This is a genomic window from Fundidesulfovibrio agrisoli, from assembly GCF_022808715.1.
Lineage (GTDB): Bacteria > Desulfobacterota > Desulfovibrionia > Desulfovibrionales > Desulfovibrionaceae > Fundidesulfovibrio > Fundidesulfovibrio agrisoli.
In genome coordinates this window covers 1-18,652 of record NZ_JAKZKX010000037.1, presented here as the reverse complement: position 1 = coordinate 18,652, position 18,652 = coordinate 1, and the positions used below count along the sequence as shown (strand labels likewise).

Sequence of the window (18,652 nt, the reverse complement as noted above, 5' to 3'; positions counted from 1 at the left end):
TGGCAGTGGCGCATCGGCAGGCACGGCTATCGCTCACCGGCCCAGGTGAGGGAAAGACAGAAACTGGAGGTCGCAAAGGCGGCCTGATTTTGGCGGCTAACTGTCCAAGAAACCCTGGACCGCTACAGAATGGCTGGCAAGCAGCGCTATTGCTTGGTTGGCTTCAGCTGGCAACTCGCTAACTTTCGGGTGAAAGTTAGCGAGCTCACGCCATACTCTGAAAAGCAGTGAATACGGAAGCCATAGCCGTTGCAAGTTGAATAGATCCATGTTAGATATCAACTCCCAGTGCAAAATTTCCATGCTACCGGTATTGTTTCGATATGATCAAAATTGGCTTGATCGGTTACGGCTATTGGGGGCCCAACTTGGCCCGCAATTTTTCCCGCCAGCCCGGATGCCAGCTCACCGCGATCTGCGAGGCCAACCCCGGCCGCGCCCGCCAGGCGGCCCTGGACCATCCCGGCTGCTGGATCGGCGACGACAGCGCCACCATGCTCGCCGCCACCGGCGTGGACGCGGTGGTTATCGCCACCCCGGTGGGGTGCCACTACCACCTGGCCAAACAGGCCCTGATGGCCGGCCGGCACGTGCTGGTGGAGAAGCCCATCACCGAGACCGCGGCCGAGGCCCTGGAGCTCGTGGAGCTGGCCGAGCGCAGGAACCTCGTCCTGGCCGTTGACCACACCTTCCTGTTCACGGGCGCAGTGCGCAAGATCAAGGAGCTGGTCGATTCCAAGGCGCTCGGCGACTTCCTCTACGTGGATTCGGTGCGCATCAACCTCGGGCTGTTCCAGCCCGACGTGAACGTGCTCTACGACCTGGCGCCCCACGACCTGTCCATCGTCGGGCACCTCCTTGGCGAGGCCCCCAAGTGGGCGCGGGCCATGGGCGCGTGCCACGCGGGCGTCAGCCAGGAGAACATCGTCTACCTGCACCTGGAGTACCCCGGCGGCCTCCCCGCCCACTTCCACCTGAGCTGGCTTGCGCCCGTGAAGATACGCAAGACGCTCATCGCCGGCTCCGAGCGGATGATCGTCTATGACGACCTGGACCAGGGCGAAAAGGTCAAGGTGTACGACAAGGGCATCACCGTGAACCCCGACACGCAGTCCCTGCACAACATCAAGGTGGATTACCGCACCGGCGACATGTTCGCCCCCAAGCTGTCCCAGCGGGAGGCCCTCTCCCTGGAGACCGAGCACTTCCTGCGCTGCCTGCGCGGCGAGGAGGCCCCCCTGTGCTCCGGTCGGGACGGGCTCGGCGTGGTGCGCATCCTTGAGGCCGCGCAGCGTTCGCTCAAGGCGGGCGGCTCGCGGGTCGAGGTCGAGAGGGATTGAGCATGAACCTCCCCATGAGCCTTATCGCCGGGGATGTGGCCCTTGGCAGGGACGTGCGCATCGTGGGCTTCGTCAACCTCTACGGCTGCTCCATCGGCGACGAGAGCTTCATCGGGCCCTTCGTGGAGATCCAGCGAGGCGTGGCCGTAGGCCGCAGGGTCAAGATCCAGAGCCACAGCTTCCTTTGCTCCGGCGTGACCATAGAGGACGAGGCCTTCATCGGCCACGGGGTCATGTTCACCAACGACGTATTTCCCCGCTCCACCAATTCCGACGGCACCCTCAAATCAGCCGGGGACTGGCAGGAGTCAGCGACCCTGGTGGGGCGGAGGGCCTCCATAGGCTCCAACGCGACCATCCTCTGCGGCGTCACGATCGGCGAAAACGCGATGATCGGGGCCGGCAGCGTGGTCACGCGCGACGTTCCCCCCGGAGCCGTGGTCGCGGGCAACCCGGCCCGTATCCTGCGCTACCTTACAGAGAAATCATGAGCACCACCACCGTTCCTTTCCTTGATCTCCCCGCCCAGCACGCGCCGCTCAAGAGCCAGTTGCTCGACGTGGCCAGCCGGGCGCTGGACAAGGCCGCCTTCATCGGGGGCCCCGAAGTGTCGGGTTTCGAGGCGGAATTCGCCGCCTACTGCGGCGCGGAGCACTGCGTGGGCGTGGGCAGCGGCACCGACGCGCTGGCCCTGGCCCTGCGTGCCATGGGGGTGGGTCCGGGCGACACCGTGGTCACGGTGCCCAACACCTTCATCGCCACCACCGAGGCCATCTCCCTGGCCGGGGCCTCATTCGCCTTCGTGGACGTCGACCCCGGCACCTGCCTGCTGGACCCCGGCAAGCTCGAGGACTACTGCAAGCGCTCCCCCGCGCCCAAGGCGGTCATCCCCGTGCACCTGTACGGCCAGTGCGCGGACATGGCGGCCATCGGGCAGTTGGCCGAGAAGTACGGGTTCGACGTGCTTGAGGACGCGGCCCAGGCCCACGGGGCCTCCCAGCACGGCCGCAAGGCCGGAACGCTCGGGCGGGCCGCCGCCTTCAGCTTCTACCCCGGCAAGAACCTGGGGGCCTGCGGCGAGGGCGGGGCCGTGACCACCTCCGATCCGGCCGTGGCGGACGCCGTCCGCAGGCTGCGGGACCACGGGCAAGCCAAGAAGTACCACCACTCCCTGGAGGGGACCAATGCCCGGCTGGACGCAATGCAGGCCGGGTTCCTTCGGGTGAAGCTGCCCAGCCTGGAAGGCTGGAACCAGCGCCGCCGCGCAGTGGCCGAGGCCTTTGACAGGGCCTTCGGCGCCATCCCCGGCGTGCGCCCCGTGACCATGGCCCAGGGCAACGTCTCCTCGCGCCACCTGTATGTGCTGCACGTGCCCGACCGCGAGGGCCTGCAGGCGCATCTTTCCAGGCTCGGCATCGGCACGGGCCTGCACTACCCAGTGCCTCTGCACCTGCAGGAGTGCTACGCCGGGCGGGGCTGCAAGCCGGGCGATTTCCCGGCGGCGGAGGCCAGCGCCGCGAGTCTCATCTCCCTGCCCATGTTCCCCGAAATGACCGACGCCCAGATGCACGCGGTGATCGACGCCGTGCGCGGCTTCTACGGGACCAGGCCGTGATCGCCGCCGGAACGGGGGTCGTCGTCACGGGCGGGGCCGGGTTCATAGGCTCCCACCTGGTGGACGCGCTGCTCGGCGTGGGCTGCCGGGTGCTGGTCATCGACGACTTCTCCTCCGGGGAGCGCGCCAACCTGGCCCATCACGCGGGGAACCCCGGCCTGACCGTGGCCGAGGCCGACATCCGGGACGAAGCGGCCATGCTGCGCCTGCTCAAGGGCCAGAAGCTCGTGTTCCACCTGGCCTGCCGCAACGTGCGCCTGTCGCTCAAGCGCCCCACCGAGGTGCATGAGGTCAACGCCACGGGCACCCTGAACCTGCTCAAGGCGGCCGCCGCCAACCGTGTGAGGCGGTTCCTCTACACCTCCAGCTCCGAGGTGAACGGCACGGCGGACGTCATCCCCATGCCCGAAGACTACCACTTCAAGCCGGAGACCGTCTACGGGGCCTCCAAGCTCACGGGGGAATACTACACCCAGGTCTTCCAGCGGGCCGGGTGGCTGGAGACGGTGATAGCCCGGCCGCACAACAATTACGGCCCCAGGGAGCACTACTTCGGGCACAAGGGCGAGGTCATCCCCCGGTTCATCCTCTGGGCCATGGCCGGGATGCCCCCGATCATTTTCGGCGACGGGCTCCAGACGCGGGATTTCACCTACGTAACCGAGACGGCCTCCTTCCTCGTGCGCCTCATGGCCTCCGAGCGCGCGGCCGGCCAGACCGTGAACGTTTGCAGGGGCGACGAGGTGTCCATCCGGCAGATCGCGGAGATGGTCGCGACGCTCTCCGGCCGTGACCTCGCCCCGCAACACGTCCAGGGGCGCCCCAGCGACGTGCTCAGGCTCTTCGGGGACAACTCTCGCCTGAAGGACATCCTGGGCGACACCCCGGGCATCTCCATCAGCGAGGGCCTCGCCAGGACCTACAATTGGTTCGCGGCCAATGTCGAACCCACCCCGGAGGTGCTGGAGTCCATGAAGCCCATGAATTGGGCGCAGGCCCAGGCCGAGGAGTGGCTTTCCGCCTGGGAGGCGGGTTAAACCGGGCCGCCCGGAAAGCGGCGCGCCTTTCCGGGGGCGGCGGCCTGTCAATGGCCCCGGCCTGGAAACCCGTACCCAGGAGACTCCACCGATGGAAAATTACAAGGCTATCGCCAAGAGCACCTCGCGCTATTTTCGCAGAACCCTGATGGACCTGCTCCGGCGCCAGCGGGGCCTGGTTTCCCCCATGGCCGCCATGAACGTGTTGCGCCAGATGGCCTCGAAGAAATCCGGGGCCATGGGCAGGTGCGTCCAGGTCAACCTCCTGCTCACGCGGCGCTGCAACCTCAGGTGCTCCTTTTGCTGCGTGGACAAGCTGTCCGGAAGCAAGAACAGGATCAAGGAATTCGAGGTCGATTTCGCCCGCTTCAAGGAGCTGTTCGCCCATCCCCTGGTCGCGATCAACCTCTCCTACGTGCTCATGGGCGGCGAGCCCCTGCTCTGCAACGATCTGGAACGGATCGTGGCCTTCCTCAAAAGCAAGGGCCGCTTTTCCCGGATCATCACCAACGGCCTGTTGTTGACCGGGGATCGCCTGAAAAGCCTGGAAAAGGCGGGCCTGTCGCAGGCCATCATCTCCCTGTACGACACGAACGAGGAATATGTCGGGAATTTCCTGCCATCCGTGAAATCCGGGGTGCCGATCTATCTTTCCAAAGTTCTGCTCGGCTCGGATCTCGAAAACAGATACGACGAGCTGCTTGACGGCCTGAAGGTATGCACGGCTCCGCAGTGCCGGGGATTGATGCTGTCGAATTGCATGTCGTACGGGGATGGGGAGGGTGACGTCGTGTATGACGATAATCCGCTTCTTATGAAGTTCTACGGCGATGTGCTGAAGAAATATCCCGAGGTGCCGGTTTCGTTCGCGTATCCGGTCCTTCGGCGCACCGAGGGCATGAAGAAGAAGTGCAGCGTGCCGTGGAACACGGTGTATCTGGACGCCAAGGGGAACCTCGGGATGTGTTGCAAGTTCCAGGCGCACCCCGACGGAAAATTCGGCAACATCTTCAGCGCGGACAGCGAGGAGCGCATGGCCAACGGGCCGGCGTTCCGGCGTTTGAGAACCGGGCTGCTCTCCGACAGGCCGAACATTCCGGCCGAATGCGCCGGGTGCAGCAATCTGTATGACGACTGCTCCTTGAGGATGCTGTTCGAAAAGTCCAGCGCCCGGGATTGAACACCCTCGGGGGCACTGCAGGGCGGTCCGGCGGGAGGACAATCCAAATATTGCCGCGCACCGTCAAAAGCGACAACTCCCATCAACCGTTCGAGCAAACCTTGCCATGCATGAAACCGAAACGATAGCGCAGGCCGCCGGAGGGCGGGTGTCGCGGGGCGCTGCCGGGAAGCTGGCCCTGTGGGCGGCTTACCTGCTTGTCGCGCTGCTGCCGGGGTTGTTCCTGTCGGCGGCCTACGATGCGCTCGTCCAGGAAAAGCCGGGCGCGCTGGTCCCCTACGCCCACTGGGACACGTACGATTACGTGCTGGAGGCGCGCGGCTTCGCGGCCGCTGGGTTCAACATGGGGCGCTTCACCTTCAACGAGGTCGAGGCCGGGCTCAAGGACTCCCCCTTCGGCCCGCACAGCTTCACCTATCCCATCCTGATGAGCGCGGCCTCGCGCTTGACCGGGGCTTCGTTCCCGCAGGCGGCCCCCCTGATAAACCTGACATTCATGGGCCTGTGCCTGGGCGTTTTGCTCCTGCTTGCCGGGCCGGGGTGGTTCACAGTGGGGATTCTGGCGCTGGCCGTCGTGTCGGTGCCTGATTTTTTGCATACCGGGGCCACATTCTGGCAGGAGAACACCAACTACAGCCTGGCCATCCTTCTATCCGCGCTGTTCTACCGGATGCTCCTGGCCCGGGCTCCGAAGGCGCGCTGGTTCTGGGGCGCCGCGACCTTCGCCGTCCTCGCGGCCGCGTCCCTCATCCGGCCGATATGGGGCCTGCTCTACATCGCGTTCTTCACCCTGGCGCTGCCCGGGGCGCCACTGTTCCGGGGGCTCTCCCTCGTGCTTGGGGGCGCGTGCTTTGTGGGGAACTATCTTCTCTACCAATTCACGGCGCCCCCGTTCGTCGGCAACAGCAGCGGCGCAAGGCTCGCCGCCGAAGCGGCGCTCTCCGGCAAGGCTGCGTACGCGGCAATACTGAAACGCATAGCCGATTCCATCGCGGACAATTACATCGGCGCGTTGTATCAAATCAAACTGGCCCCGTTCGTCTTGGTGGTGTTCGGGTTCTCCCTGGCCGGCATACTGGCTGTCTTCATAAACAGAAGGTTCATCCGGGAGAAATTCGAATCCGAAAGAAAGGCGCTCGATGTGGCGATTGTTTTCGGCGGCATCCTGCTGGGGTACTTTGCCGCCGCGATGGGGCTCCAGGGGCTTGAGCCCCGGCATTTGTATCCCTGCTTTTTCTTCTCGTTCCTGTTCCTGGCCCTCACGGATGTTTCCAGGGTCCTGATTGCGGTGGTGCTCGGTGCGCAATTGGCCTCCGCCGCGATGAACATGCAGTCCGTGCAGAACCACGCCTATGAACTTGCGCGCGCGCCCCAGGCCAGGGAATTCCGCATCAGCCGGTTCTCGAACCTGGCCGGGCGGCTGATGCCGTACACCCGGCAGGCCAACTCCTGGTGCAACACCGTGCTGGTGGGCAACCATGAAACCGCGACCGAGTATCTGGGGCTGCCCGCTGGCCTAGGGCTTTCCCACATCCTGATATACAAGAGCTATGTGCCGCCCGCGAAGTCTCGCTTCCTGCTGCTCAAGGACGACAGTCAGGTCAAGTTCTTCAGCGATTCAAACAAGATATCCTTTCTGTCTCATACCGCCGGCGGGGAGCTGTACCTCAATCAGGATTGCCCCTGCTCCGGGGAGGGCCCTTCCGTGTTGCAACCGGGGGATTTCAGCGAGAGCCTGAATGAGCTGGAGCGGTTGGAGGCGGTCCGAAAGATGCGCTCAAGCCCCTACCTTCGGGCGATGGAAAGCCGGGGCATCAGGCTCGTGGGCGGCGACGTCATGCTTGAAGCCTCGTTCGACATCGACGCGACCGCCTTGACAGATGCCCAATTGAGCGCTGGACTGCTGACGGGGGAGGCCGCCACGCGGATACGGGACACCTTCGACCGGATGCAGCTCGTGCTGACGTTCATCCGCTCCCCCGGCGGGTTCTCGGCCCCGCAGAACCCCCGCTTGTTCGCGCATTGCCGCAGCGGGCTGTTCAATACCTACGATCTTCCCGATGATGTGGTTGAGGACCTCGCTGCGGGTCGCCCGCTGAAGCCGGTGAGCCTGAAGTACAACGAACGTGATCTCTTCATCTGCGAGTACTGGTAAGAGAAATGAGCAGAAAAGCCCTGTATGCCTTGGCTCTTTGCGCGGCGCTGCTGTCCGGGATGAGCGCGGTTGTGTATTTCCAGAGCGAACGCTGGCACACCTTCTACTGCACCGCCGTCCTGCCTGCCGCGAGGTGGTCGCCGAAAGTGGTCGCGTTTCGGGAATGCAGCAATGTCCGCCATACGGTCATCGTCGATTCGTTCGAGAACGTGAGGGAAGAGCGCCCGGAGGAGTATCCCGGGTGGACCGTCCTCACGCCGGATGATAAATCCAGGGAGGCCCGCTTCCGGGTCAAACTGCTCCGGGACAGGGCCGAAGCCGTCATCTTTCCGCGCGCCTCGGGCGCGGACAGCGGGGTCGAGCTTTTCGAGCTGCTGGACAGCTCCCGCCGCAAGCTGTTCGGCATGGCGGGCAGGAACGGGGCCTGGACGGATGTCGCCAGCCAGTACAACGTGAACCTTGGCTGTGTTTTCGATGGATACAAACCGCAGGATTTCGGCGTCGTTCTGGAGTTCGCCCTCAAGGGGCCGTGGGCTCAGGTATGGTGCAAGAACGGGGCGGTGTTTTTCTAAATTCTTACGTGCCGTCCTCACCGGGTTCTTCCAAGGGCCGTGATGAGGGTTTCGGCAGGCGCTTTCGAGAAGCCACACCATGAAACCACCCAAGCTGCTCGGCATATCCGCGAGCCCGCGCAACCCCTGGCCCGGGCCGGGGGAGAGCACGCTCGTCGCCGACCTTTCGGCCATAGGCGACAAGGCGTCGCTGCTGGAATACATCAAGCGCCAGGGCGACTTGTGCCTGGAAAAATACCTCAAGGCGGGCAGAGCCGAGCGCAAGGGCTTCCTCGAGATTTACGCCAACCTGCGCAAGCTGGCGAAGTCCCCGGGCCTTTCCAACTCGGAGCTGGCCCTGGCCGCGGCGCTGTGGAGCGCGGCCGAACGCGGCGCCGAGATCAGGCATGTCCCGTTGTCCGCTCATTTCCCCGCCCAGGGGGGCATCGTGGAGGAGGGCCTGCTCCGGGAGAGCCTGCTCTGGGCGGACGGCATCCTCATTTCCGGCCCGGTCTATTTCGGCGACCGATCCAGCCTGGCCAAGAGCCTCCTGGACTTCATCGCCTCCTCGCCGGAGCTGCAGGGCGGGCTGCGGGGCAAGCTCTACGGCGGGTGCTCCGTCGGGGCCAAGCGCAACGGGGGGCAGGAGACGACCCTCATCTACCAGTTGGTAGACATGCTGGAGATGGGTTTGCTCGGCGTGGGCAACGACTCCGAGACGACGGCCCAGTACGGCGGCACCTGCCACGCCGGAGACGTGGGCACCATCAGCCGCGACGCCCTGGGCCTGGAGACGGCCATGGGGGTGGGGCGGCGCATGGCCACCGTGCTCTCCTTGCTGAAGTCCCCGGCCCGCCTGAAGGGCAAGCCCAGGGCCTTGGCGCTGCTCCTGCAGGACGCCGAAGGCGCGGGCGCGGGCATGATCGAGAAGATCAGGCTGCACCTGGGCGACGTATTCGACGTGCATGTGGTGGATTACACCGAGCTCTCCATCAGGCGGTGCATGGCCTGCGACATCTGCCCGGCGGACGTGGACCTGGACGAATTCTATCGCTGCCTGGTGAAAAACGACGCGGGCGGGGATGTGCACCGGGAGCTTCTGGACCACGACGTGCTCATCCCGGTGGTGGTGTCATCCCGCAATCCCGCGGCCATCAAGGGCGACTACCAGAAATTCATGGAGCGCACCCGCTACATCCGCCGGGGGGACTACATCTGGTCCGACACCCTGGTGGCCCCGGTGGTCATCCAGGAGCCGGGCGGGGTGAGCACCTACCCCATCCGCATGCTGACGTCCCTGATCCGGCACCACACGGTGATGTTCCGCCCTTTGGTCGGGCATCTCGCCCAGGGGGCCGTCATCGGGGAGGAGCAGATTCTGGAGGGCCTGCGCGAGGCGGCGGAGCGTTCCGCCAAGCTGGCGGCTGGCCGGCTGGCCCGCGCCGGAGAGCACGCGGCCGCAAGCTACAACCCCGTGGGCTACGTGTTGAGCGCGGACAAGACCCGCGAGGACATGCAGCTCAAGAAGCGGGAGGAGATCGTGGCGCAGCGGGAATCGCGGCTGCGCAAACTGGCGGCCGAGCGCCTGCTGCCGCAAAGCGGAGGCAAGTGAGTGGAGCAGGTCGTCCGCAAGCTGGAGTGGGGCGTGGCCCGGGTGCCGCTCGCCGCGCCGTACCAACTGTCGTTCGTCACGCTCACGCGGTACGACACGGTCTGGGTGCGTTGCGAGGATACGAGCGGCTCGGTGGGCCTGGGGGAGGCCGTCGCCTTGCCCGGGTACGGCTGGGAAACCCAGGAGGACATCCTGGAGACGGTGGCCGCGTTGTGCGCCGGGGCGGAGGGCCTCACCTTCCGGGAACTGGCCGACCGCTGCCGGAAATCGTGGCCTCTGAGCCCCTTCGCGGCTTCGGCGGTGATGACGGCCATGGAGTTCCCCGGGCTTCTGGGCAGCGCGCCTCAGGCCGACGGTTTCGCGCTCAACTGGCCGGTGGCGGGCGACGCCCACGAGGCGGCATTGCGCGGGCAGGTGTTGGCGGGCCTTGAGCGAGGATACGGCTTCATCAAGGTCAAGGTCGGCAAAAATCCGGCCGACGAACTTTCCAATCTGCCCCTGCTGCTCGCGGGGCTTCCTGGCGATTCGTTCCGCGTGCTCTTCGACGCCAACCAGGGCTACAGCTTCGACCAGGCCCTGGATTTTTCCCGGGGGCTGGGCAAGAACGACTCGGGGCGCCTGCTGTGGTTCGAGCAGCCCCTGCATCGGGACGACTGGGACGGGCTCGCCCGGTTATGCGCCCTTTCGCCCGTGCCGGTCATCCTGGACGAGAGCGTGTATTCCGAGGAGCACGTCCGCCGAGCCGCAGCCATGGGCGCGCATGGGGTCAAGCTCAAGCTCTTCAAGCAGTGCGGCCCGGCGCATTGCCTGGAGCTGGCCCGGCTGGCTGTCAGTCTGGGATTGACCGTGGTTTTCGGCAATGGTGTGGCCACCGATGTGGGCAACCTTGCGGAATATCTGCTGCTGGCTGCCGGGGGAGGGCTGTTTTCCGCTCCGGCGGAGTCCAACGGCTTCCGGAAACTTGCGTCTCCCCTGCTGGGAGGTGTTGTCGCCGAGCGTGGTGGGAGCATCCGCCTGGAAGTGGGCAAGGGGGAAGTGGCCCGCCGGATCCAAGCATTTAACCCAGAATACTTATGAGTGCCGACAAAAAACTCGTTTCGATGCTGATCCCGGCCTACAACGAAGAGGACAATGTGCTGCTCATGCACCAGGCCCTCGTCGAAGCGGCGGGTATTCTCCCGGAATTCGACTTCGAGTTCCTGTTCATCGACGACGGCAGCTCGGACCGCACGTTCGAGCGTCTGGAAAGCATCCACGAGATCGACCCCCGGGTCAAGGTGGTCCGCCTGACCCGCAACTTCGGCAGCCATGCCGCAGTCAGCGTCGGGCTGGACTACGCCTCCGGGGACGCCGGGGTCATCATCCCCTGCGACCTGCAGGACCATCCGCGCGAGGTCGGCCGCTTCCTGGAGAAGTGGCGCGAAGGATACCATGTGGTCTGGGGAATGCGCGCCGAGCGCAAGGACCGGGCCCTGGACGTGTTTTTCTCAAGGGCTTTCGCCCAGATCATCCGGCGCATCGCCATACCGGACTATCCGAGCAACGGAACCGGCAGCTTCTGCCTCATGGACCGCAAGGTTATGGACGCCCTGCGCAGCTACCCCGAGCGCAACCGCATGACGTTCGGGCTGATCCTGACCACCGGCTACCGCCAGGTGTTCATCCCCTACAACAGGGAGGAGCGCAGGCACGGGGTCTCCAAGTATTCGCTTGGGCGCAAGATTAAGCTGCTTCTGGACGCGGTGGTGTCCTTCTCCAGCACGCCCATCCGCATGGCCACCTGGACCGGGGTGGCCCTGGCCATAGTTTCCGTGTTGTACGCCCTCTACATCGCCGTATACCGTATGTTCTACGACATACCCGTGCAGGGCTGGACCACGCTGCTGGTGGCGGTGTTGCTCCTGGGCGGGGTGCAGCTCATGGTGCTTGGCATGCTCGGGGAGTACGTCTGGAGAACCTTGGATGACGTGCGCCGTCGGCCTCTGTACCTTGTCTGGGAGTCGCGCGGCGATTTCCCCAGGGCCAAAGGCCTGGCCGAGCCCTCCATGGGGCGGGAAGGGGGAGGGCGTTGAAGCCGCTGGCTCTGCTGGGAGCGCATCGCCAGGCCGCCTCGTCCATGTCCCTGGCCTATCCGGAGCGCCGGTTCGCCTTCCTGAGCGATCAGGCGATTGTGGACGGCTGGGACCTGCCCAACGTGGAAATCCGTTTCAGCGAGCCCGGCCCGGACTCGGCCACGGCCACGGCTCAGGAGGCGGTAACCCTCTGCCCCCGCTGGCTCGGCGCTGAGGCCCTGGAGCGGTGGAGCATCTCCTCGGTGTTCCAGCGCCTGGAGGCAAATGGGTTCAGGCACCTGCTGCCCGTACGGTCCGAAGCCGGGGCCAAGGGCGTCTGGCAGGTCAAGGGAGACCGTTTCCACCGTCCCGACGCGCCCGAATGGGGCGAGGCTCGGGCTTTGTCCGACATAGGCGACCCGCACGGCTGCGGGCTGGTTTTCCAGCCCCGGCTCCAGGTCACGGCCCATCACCAGGTGGTGGGCCGCCGCACGGCACGGGGCACGGCTCTGGGGGTCATGTGGGTGCACGCCGAACGCTTTTTCCGCGACGACGTGATTCAGGCAGCGCAGACCGTCAGGAACCCGTTTATCGAGGAGGGCTCCTTGAGCGCCCTGGAGGTGCTCGGTTACGAGGGCTTCTTCACCTTCAACTGGATCGACACCCCCCAGGGCGCGCTTCTGAGCTCCTTCCGGCCCGTGCCCCGCGCGGGCTTGCGCACGTTGCGGGAGCATGGCGCGGACCTGCTCCTCGACCCGGCGGGCACCGCCATAGCCGGGGCCGGCGGATGTTTTGTGGCCCAGCCCCATTACGCAAGCTATACGAGGCTCGAACCGTGAACCTGCTTGTCCTTTCCGGTGTGGCTTCGGCCATCAACTACATCCAATCCCTGGCGGGCGATCCCGGCGTCAGGCTCTTCATCTCCGACTGCGACCCGTACTGCCCCGGGCTGTATGTTCCAGGCGTCATTCCGGTGCCACTGCCCCCGGCCAGGGCTGGCGGGGCATACCGCTCTGCCCTGGCCGAAGCCATCGAGAGGCACGGCATCGAGGCGCTGATCCCCACCTCGGATTACGACGTCGAAGCCGTGATCCAATGGGTAGAGGAGGGCTGGCGGCCGCCGGTAAAACTCTTTAGCCCTCCGTTCGAGGCTTACGGCAGGCTCGGTGACAAAGGTCGCCTGGCCAGACATCTGTCAGACAAATTCCCGAAGAACCTCCCCCGCAGTTTCGGCGCGGATTCCGACCCCGGCAGCCTGCCCTATCCAGTGGTGGTCAAGCCCTCCAACATGAGCGGGGGCAAGGGCGTGGCCATATGCCGCACCCGGGAGGATTTCCTGTCGGCCCGCGCGCGCCTGCGCCAGGCCTACGGACAGGCCCTGCTGGTGCAGGAGTACATCCCGGGCGGTACCTACGTCCTGACCATGGTGTACGGGCACGGGGGAGAGTTGGTGGCGGCGGTGGGCATGCGCTCGCGACTGACGTTCTTCACCTGGGGCGGCGGGGGCATCGCCGGGGAGGTAGTGGACGAGCCCGGGCTCGCCGAGTTGGCCCAGGCCATGGTGGCCGAATCCGGGGGCTGGCGCGGCCCCATCAATCTGGAGTTCAAGCGCCACGAGTCCACGGAGCGGTTCATGCTCATGGAGGCCAACTGCCGCCTTAACGGCTACAGCTACCTGACCACCATGAACGGCATCAACCTGCCGCGCATCGTTCTTGAAACGCTCCTGGGCTGGCCAACGTCCCAGCCCGCCCCCCCTTCCGAGGCGGAGCGGTGCAACTTCCTCATCGGCTACAGGGAAACTCCCGTGGACGGGTTCCTGGCATAGGCGCATGGGCAGGCACGGCGAAACGGTCGGGCTGTCCGGGCGGTGATCGCCCAGATCAGGCGGGCTTGGCCAGCGTGAAGCTCAGTACGCCAAGCCAGTTGGCAAGGGGAGTCGTTTCAACCAGGTTCTCCATGAGTCCAGCAGTCTGCCTGCCAATGGGGTCGCCAAGCCGGGAGGGCAGGCTCCCCAATGGATCATCCGCGACGGCCTGAGGCCGGCGGCGGCCGCGAGCGCATGCAACTCGCCGCTGGTGACGTAATGGCCGGTGCGGGCATGAGTTTCCCCCTGTGGAGAAGGGCGCGCAAGCCGTACCAGGGGCAGTTCCCGTTCGAAGTGGTGCCGGCGACAATGCCTCCAGGCTTGAGCACCGCGGCCATATTCCGGAACAGCCGGGGCAGGTCGGGAATGGTCTCCAGCAGCCCGACGAAGGTGACCACATCCATGCTCTCCTCCTCGACCCCTTCCATGGTCATGGCGTCCAGAACCCTGGCCTGAACGTTGCCGAAGCAGCAGTCCTGGATGCGGCGATTGGCCCCTTCAACCATCTTCGTGCTCAAATCGGTGGCGAGCACGGCGTCGAATAGCGGGCTGAGGATGTCCAGCTAGGGGCCGGTGCCCGCACCCAGTTCGAGTGCTGTTTGCGCTCCCGACTTTTCGGCCAGCAGGCCGGCCATGATCGCACGCAGCCTTTGGGCGAAACAGGGATTCTGCCTGTGGATGCCGTGTTTGGCGTCCCAGTCCGCAGCGTGGCTGTCGTAGTAGTCGCAGGCCCCGCTGTGCACCATCGTAACTCCTGAGCGCTTGCGTCATCGATTTGACTAAAAGAGGGGTAACCTCATATTGCTTGAGTTTCAATCACATGCATGGCATGCGCACGGGAGCCTTTTCGCGGGCCGGGGGCTCCGTCGTACGATCTCCGGCCAGATGCCCTCTAGCCTGGATCTCTTTACAACCGGCAGCACGATACACGACGAGCGACATTCATCATATGATACCATCTTGGAGTCTTGAAGCATTGCGCTCTTCCGGCGGCGATGTGCTCACACGCGACGGCAGGGACTTTTTCGGCCCGGACGGTTCCCCGGTCGCCCGGCTGGACCGGGGAGTGGTGCGCTTCGGCCTGCCCCAGGACGACGCCTCCATAGATTTCTTCACCTCTGTGGGCGGCACCCATTTTCATGAGCGCTCCCAGGTCCCCCTGGCAATGACCACCTTGGACACGCCGGTGTACCACGGGTACATGGCGCGGCTGCGCGAAGGCGCTCCCCAGGGCGCAGTGGTGGACGTAGGCGGCGGCGACGGCCGCAACACGTGGCCGTGGCTCGCCTGGGGCCACCCCCGTGTGGTCGTGGTGGACCCGGTGTTCGAGTCCTTGTCGCGGCTTCGCGGGCGCGTGGCGGCTCACGACCCGTCCTGGCTGGAGAGGCTCCTGCTCGTGGAGTCCGACTCCCGGTCGCTCCCGCTGGCTTCAGGCTTCGCGGACCGCCTGCTGTCCATCGAGGCTCTTGCCTACCTGAACGAGGACTATCCCCTGGGACTTTCCGAATGCGCGCGGGTGGTCAAACCCGGCGGCAAGCTGCTCATCGCGGACAGGGATTACGAGGGCGGGCTGGTGATGCAGGCATTTTATTTCGGGGGGCTCAAAGGCCTGCTCAATGCCGCCCCCACCAGGGACATCTGGGATGGCCGCCCCGATTTCCTGGTGCGCAACAGGTCGTTCACCCGCTCCGAATTCCAGGACGCCATCACCGAGCAAAACCTCACTGTCCTGTTCTCCGGAGGCATCTCGGCCATGTCCCTGATCATCAGCTTTCTGCGCTCCAAGGGCCTCCAGGAGGATGCCGCGCCCGCCGAGCTCGACGCCCTGCGGGAGCTTCTGGCCAAACTCGGGGAAGCCGGCTCCTTCCGCCGCAGCCACGTGATCATAGCACAAAAATGATGTACGATCCCGACAGCCTATGCTTCACCGTGGATGTCGAATGGGCACATCCGGCCGTCCTTGAGGACCTCTGCGCCCTGTTCGACGACGCTGGGGTCACTGCGACCTTCTTCGCGACCCACGCGGGTGTGAGCGTGCCGGGCCACGAGCGGGGCTTGCACCCTAACTTCCGCTGGAAGGGCGACACGGGCCGGGCCGTGCGCGAGAGCGACCCCGAGGTGTTCAGCAGCGGGGACGAGGCGAGCTTCTACCGCAGCGTGGTCAAGCGAAGCATGACCTTCGCCCCCGAGGCCAAGGGCCTGCGGGCGCACAGCCTGTTCTCGGATTCGGCCCTGGCCGGAATCTACCGCGAGGCCGGGCTGGAATTCGACTGCACCCACCAAATGTCCCTGGTGGAGAACCTCCGTCCGTTTTTCAAGCAGCGGGACATGCTGGAAATCCCCACCTTTTACGGTGACCATTTCGACCTCATGGCCCAGGCCACCGGCTTTCAGCCCGGGGGCATACGTCTCGACAGGTCGGGGCTCAAGGTGCTAGATTTCCACCCGAATATCGTGTTCACCAACGCTCCGGACGAAGCGTTCTATCTGGGCACCAAGGCATTCTATCATGACCCGCAGCGGCTGCTGGCCGCGCGCCATCCCGGCCGGGGGGTCCGGACCCTGCTCATGGAGCTTCTTGAGTGTGTCGGCGCCAAAGGGATTCCCATTTCCACAGTCGGGCGGATCAACCAGGTCGAGCGGGGGAAGAGGGCGCAGGCGTGAACCGAGGCGAGGCATCCATCCAGGTGAGCCCCCTGCGCGGAGACGAGCACCAGCTCTGGCGGGAATTCCTGGCCGCCTCGCCGACGGGCTCCCTGTACCACGACCTGGATTTCCTGGCGTATCATCCCGAGGGCCGCTTCCGCTTCGAGCACCTGGTCTTGCGCCAGGAGGGGCAGATTCTGGCCCTGATTCCAGGGGGAATCGCGAACAGGGAAGAGGGGCCGGTCTTCACCTCGCCCCTCGGGGCTTCGTTCGGCGGCCCCGCAGTGAAGCCGTACCTGCGCACCGCCCAGTGCCTGGCTATGGTCCAGACGCTTCAGGAATACGCCCAGGCCAGGGGCTGGGCCGGGATGGACATGACCTTGCCCCCGGCGGTTTTCGCCACCCCCTCTTCGGACGTCGTGTCTTTCGCCCTGTTCGCCAGAGGGTTCACCATGGCCAACCGTTGGCTGTGCGCCATGCTGGACCTGGAGCAGGCGGACGAGCCGCGCTATGAGGCGCTCTTCCGCAAGCGCCAGGCCACGCATGTGCGGGCCGCCCGGCGCAAGGGGATGGCCCTGGTGGAAGCCGGGGCCGAGGGGCTGTCGCACTTCCTGGAAGTCTTCGAGGACACTTATGCCAGGCATGGTGTGAGCGCCACGCATTCCCCCCAGGACATCGCTTGGCTGCTGGACCGCCTCCCGCACAGGGCCAGACTGTACCTAGCCATGCTGGATGGGCGGTGCGCCGCGGGGGTCCTGGTGTTCATGCTCACCAAGTCTGTGGCCTACACCTTCTACATCTGCAACAGCACCGCCCTGGCCGAGGAGAGGGGGATGCCCTTCCTCTATGCGGAGCTGGCGGACCTCCTTGCCAGGCGAGGGGTGCGCTGGCTGGACCTCGGCCCCGCCTGCTGGGACGGCAACTTCAACGCCGGGGTGACCTTCTTCAAGGAGAGCCTGGGCTGCGTGACGCACTGCCGGGACCGCTGGTCCTGGCGGCGGTCCTGGACCGGGGCCCCGGCCCTTGCCAGCCGGAATTTCATCATGGAGAGCGCATCATGAGCACCATACCCGTGGCCCTTCCCCTGCTGGGCGAGGAAGAAGCCCAGGCGGCCCGCAGGGCAATCCTCTCGGGGTGGGTGACCCAGGGGCCTGAAGTCGCCGCATTCGAGTCGGAGTTCGCGGTCTTTGTGGGCGCTGCGCATGCCAAGGCGGTGAGCAGTTGCACGGCGGCCTTGCATATGGCCTTACTTGCAGTTGGCGTGGGGCCGGGCGACGAAGTGGTGACGGTCAGCCACTCCTTCGTGGCCACTTCCAACGCGGTGCGCTACTGCGGCGCGCTGCCCGTATTTGTGGACATCGAGCCAGGCACCTGGAACATGGACCCTTCCCAGCTCGACCGCGCTATCACCGCACGGACAAAGGCCATCCTCTGCGTGCATCAACTGGGCATGCCCTGCGACCTGTCGGCAATCCTGGCGGTGGCTCGAAGCAAAGGGTTGCCGGTAGTGGAGGACGCCGCCTGCGCCATAGGCTCCGAGGTGAACCTCGGCAGCGGTTGGGAGCCCATCGGCAAGCCCCACGGCGATATAGCCTGCTTCTCCTTCCATCCCCGGAAGGTGATCACCACTGGAGACGGGGGGATGCTCACGACCAACAGTCCTGAGTTCGACCGCCAGTTCGCCCTGCTGCGGCAGCACGGGATGTCCGTCTCCGACCTTGCCCGGCACGGTTCGGGAAAGGTGGTGTTCGAAAGCTACCCTGAGCTGGGCTACAACTACCGAATGACGGACATCCAGGCGGCGGTCGGGCGCGAACAGTTGAAGCGCCTGCCGGGCATCATCGCTAGGCGCCGTGAACTAGCCGCGCGTTACCAGCACGGGCTTTCGGCCATACCTGGGTTGCGACTGCCCCTTGAACCGCAGTTCGCAACAAGCAACTGGCAGAGCTACTGCGTCGGGTTGCCGGAGGATATTTCACAGCGCGACGTCCTGCAGGCGCTCTTGGATGAATCCATCTCTGCCAGGCGCGGGGTTATGTGCGTCCACCGCGAACACCCAATGGGTTCGGCCTGGCGGTGCCCAGGCGATGAGCCTGGAGGCGACCCACTTTGCTGCGCGCAACTTGTGGAGAGCGAAAAGGCTCAGGACCATGGCATTATTCTGCCTTTGTATCCTCAAATGGCCGATGCGGACCAGGAGCGGGTGATCGTCACTTTGGCCCGTATCTTGAAGGAGAAGAGGCCTGGGTGTTGAGACAGCGAGCGACTTTCCACATTGATACAGAGGGACGCTTTTGTCGAAGACAGTGATGCATTCCTTCGCAAACTACCTTGCCGAACCAGAGGCCATCAGATCAAGTGCTGCTGCCGGGGGCGTAGTGAATCTGTTAGCAACGTAATGCTGATGGGCAGGCGTTGTTGTCTTGTGTAAGCAGCATATTTGTTTGTGGGTCATGACTAGAACAGCGGCCTAGCAGCCCGTTGCAAAAGGCTGTCTTCGGCTAATCTCCCTTTCCGATGATCGCGAAGGGCATGATTGCGCAGCATCGCTCCTGGGCCATGATCACGATGGCCAGGCAGGCCAGTGAGGGGTGCTGA

General features: G+C 65.0%; 18 protein-coding genes. 16 read left to right on the top strand and 2 right to left on the bottom strand.

The window, feature by feature from the left end; genetic code table 11:
- The first annotated feature begins 323 nt into the window (after nt 1-323).
- The 12 genes from MLE27_RS17290 (at nt 324) to MLE27_RS17230 (ending at nt 13,369) form a co-directional block, all read left to right on the top strand.
- The gene (locus MLE27_RS17290; RefSeq protein ID WP_279355910.1) at nt 324-1,340 is read left to right on the top strand and encodes a Gfo/Idh/MocA family protein; all 1,017 of its coding nucleotides are present in this window, start codon (nt 324-326) and stop codon (nt 1,338-1,340) included.
- Nucleotides 1,341-1,354: 14 nt separating this feature from the next.
- The gene (locus MLE27_RS18090) at nt 1,355-1,831 is read left to right on the top strand and encodes an acyltransferase (protein WP_279355909.1); all 477 of its coding nucleotides are present in this window, start codon (nt 1,355-1,357) and stop codon (nt 1,829-1,831) included.
- Nucleotides 1,828-2,955: a DegT/DnrJ/EryC1/StrS family aminotransferase gene (locus MLE27_RS17275; protein ID WP_243313807.1), complete on the top strand. Its 1,128-nt coding sequence runs from the start codon at nt 1,828-1,830 to the stop codon at nt 2,953-2,955. The genes MLE27_RS18090 and MLE27_RS17275 overlap by 4 nt, the downstream gene beginning before the upstream one ends.
- A complete protein-coding gene (locus tag MLE27_RS17270) occupies nt 2,952-3,992 on the top strand; it encodes an NAD-dependent epimerase/dehydratase family protein (RefSeq protein WP_243313805.1) in 1,041 nt (346 codons plus the stop codon). The genes MLE27_RS17275 and MLE27_RS17270 overlap by 4 nt, the downstream gene beginning before the upstream one ends.
- 91 nt (nt 3,993-4,083) lie before the next feature.
- Nucleotides 4,084-5,172 carry a radical SAM protein gene (locus MLE27_RS17265; RefSeq protein ID WP_243313803.1) on the top strand — a complete coding sequence of 363 codons (1,089 nt, stop codon included), beginning with the start codon at nt 4,084-4,086 and terminating at the stop codon, nt 5,170-5,172.
- Nucleotides 5,173-5,278: 106 nt separating this feature from the next.
- Entirely contained in the window at nt 5,279-7,327 is a 2,049-nt protein-coding gene (locus tag MLE27_RS17260; RefSeq protein ID WP_243313801.1) for a hypothetical protein, read from the top strand.
- A gap of 5 nt (nt 7,328-7,332) precedes the next feature.
- Nucleotides 7,333-7,899, top strand: coding sequence for a hypothetical protein (locus tag MLE27_RS17255; RefSeq protein WP_243313798.1), 567 nt, complete (start codon nt 7,333-7,335; stop codon nt 7,897-7,899).
- Between the two features lie 79 nt (nt 7,900-7,978).
- Nucleotides 7,979-9,490, top strand: coding sequence for a flavodoxin family protein (locus tag MLE27_RS17250; RefSeq protein ID WP_243313796.1), 1,512 nt, complete (start codon nt 7,979-7,981; stop codon nt 9,488-9,490).
- Nucleotides 9,491-10,567: a mandelate racemase/muconate lactonizing enzyme family protein gene (locus MLE27_RS17245; RefSeq protein ID WP_243313795.1), complete on the top strand. Its 1,077-nt coding sequence runs from the start codon at nt 9,491-9,493 to the stop codon at nt 10,565-10,567.
- Nucleotides 10,564-11,562 carry a glycosyltransferase family 2 protein gene (locus MLE27_RS17240; protein ID WP_243313793.1) on the top strand — a complete coding sequence of 333 codons (999 nt, stop codon included), beginning with the start codon at nt 10,564-10,566 and terminating at the stop codon, nt 11,560-11,562. Before MLE27_RS17245 ends, MLE27_RS17240 begins: the two co-directional genes overlap by 4 nt.
- Nucleotides 11,559-12,380, top strand: a complete 822-nt coding sequence (locus MLE27_RS17235; protein WP_243313791.1) for a hypothetical protein — start codon at nt 11,559-11,561, stop codon at nt 12,378-12,380. The genes MLE27_RS17240 and MLE27_RS17235 overlap by 4 nt, the downstream gene beginning before the upstream one ends.
- Entirely contained in the window at nt 12,377-13,369 is a 993-nt protein-coding gene (locus MLE27_RS17230) for an ATP-grasp domain-containing protein (protein WP_243313789.1), read from the top strand. Before MLE27_RS17235 ends, MLE27_RS17230 begins: the two co-directional genes overlap by 4 nt.
- A 194-nt stretch (nt 13,370-13,563) precedes the next feature.
- Here MLE27_RS17230 and MLE27_RS17225 read toward each other — a convergent pair whose 3' ends face one another.
- A complete protein-coding gene (locus MLE27_RS17225) occupies nt 13,564-13,941 on the bottom strand; it encodes a class I SAM-dependent methyltransferase (protein WP_243313787.1) in 378 nt (125 codons plus the stop codon).
- Between the two features lie 30 nt (nt 13,942-13,971).
- A complete protein-coding gene (locus MLE27_RS17220; RefSeq protein WP_243313785.1) occupies nt 13,972-14,154 on the bottom strand; it encodes a hypothetical protein in 183 nt (60 codons plus the stop codon).
- Nucleotides 14,155-14,405: 251 nt separating this feature from the next.
- Here MLE27_RS17220 and MLE27_RS17215 point away from each other — a divergent pair, with 251 nt between their 5' ends.
- Genes MLE27_RS17215 through MLE27_RS17200 form a run of 4 tightly spaced genes read left to right on the top strand, consistent with a single transcriptional unit; the run spans nt 14,406 to nt 18,308 of the window.
- Complete coding sequence (locus MLE27_RS17215; protein ID WP_243313783.1) at nt 14,406-15,308, top strand: class I SAM-dependent methyltransferase; 903 nt, start codon at nt 14,406-14,408, stop codon at nt 15,306-15,308.
- Nucleotides 15,308-16,072 (top strand): polysaccharide deacetylase WbmS family protein, encoded by a 765-nt coding sequence (locus MLE27_RS17210; protein WP_243313781.1) that lies wholly within the window; start codon nt 15,308-15,310, stop codon nt 16,070-16,072. Before MLE27_RS17215 ends, MLE27_RS17210 begins: the two co-directional genes overlap by 1 nt.
- On the top strand, nt 16,069-17,115 hold the full coding sequence (locus tag MLE27_RS18230; protein ID WP_243313779.1) for a GNAT family N-acetyltransferase: 1,047 nt from the start codon (nt 16,069-16,071) through the stop codon (nt 17,113-17,115). The genes MLE27_RS17210 and MLE27_RS18230 overlap by 4 nt, the downstream gene beginning before the upstream one ends.
- Entirely contained in the window at nt 17,112-18,308 is a 1,197-nt protein-coding gene (locus MLE27_RS17200) for a DegT/DnrJ/EryC1/StrS family aminotransferase (RefSeq protein WP_243313777.1), read from the top strand. Before MLE27_RS18230 ends, MLE27_RS17200 begins: the two co-directional genes overlap by 4 nt.
- The last annotated feature ends 344 nt before the right edge of the window (nt 18,309-18,652 follow it).

Coding starts and splice junctions, on each gene's coding strand:
- MLE27_RS17200 (WP_243313777.1), top strand. CDS start 17,112: ATGAGCACCATACCCGTGGCCCTTCCCCTGCTGGGCGAGGAAGAAGCC.
- MLE27_RS17240 (WP_243313793.1), top strand. CDS start 10,564: ATGAGTGCCGACAAAAAACTCGTTTCGATGCTGATCCCGGCCTACAAC.
- MLE27_RS18090 (WP_279355909.1), top strand. CDS start 1,355: ATGAGCCTTATCGCCGGGGATGTGGCCCTTGGCAGGGACGTGCGCATC.
- MLE27_RS17250 (WP_243313796.1), top strand. CDS start 7,979: ATGAAACCACCCAAGCTGCTCGGCATATCCGCGAGCCCGCGCAACCCC.
- MLE27_RS17265 (WP_243313803.1), top strand. CDS start 4,084: ATGGAAAATTACAAGGCTATCGCCAAGAGCACCTCGCGCTATTTTCGC.
- MLE27_RS17290 (WP_279355910.1), top strand. CDS start 324: ATGATCAAAATTGGCTTGATCGGTTACGGCTATTGGGGGCCCAACTTG.
- MLE27_RS17255 (WP_243313798.1), top strand. CDS start 7,333: ATGAGCAGAAAAGCCCTGTATGCCTTGGCTCTTTGCGCGGCGCTGCTG.
- MLE27_RS17275 (WP_243313807.1), top strand. CDS start 1,828: ATGAGCACCACCACCGTTCCTTTCCTTGATCTCCCCGCCCAGCACGCG.
- MLE27_RS17260 (WP_243313801.1), top strand. CDS start 5,279: ATGCATGAAACCGAAACGATAGCGCAGGCCGCCGGAGGGCGGGTGTCG.
- MLE27_RS17220 (WP_243313785.1), bottom strand. CDS start 14,154: ATGGTGCACAGCGGGGCCTGCGACTACTACGACAGCCACGCTGCGGAC.
- MLE27_RS17210 (WP_243313781.1), top strand. CDS start 15,308: ATGTACGATCCCGACAGCCTATGCTTCACCGTGGATGTCGAATGGGCA.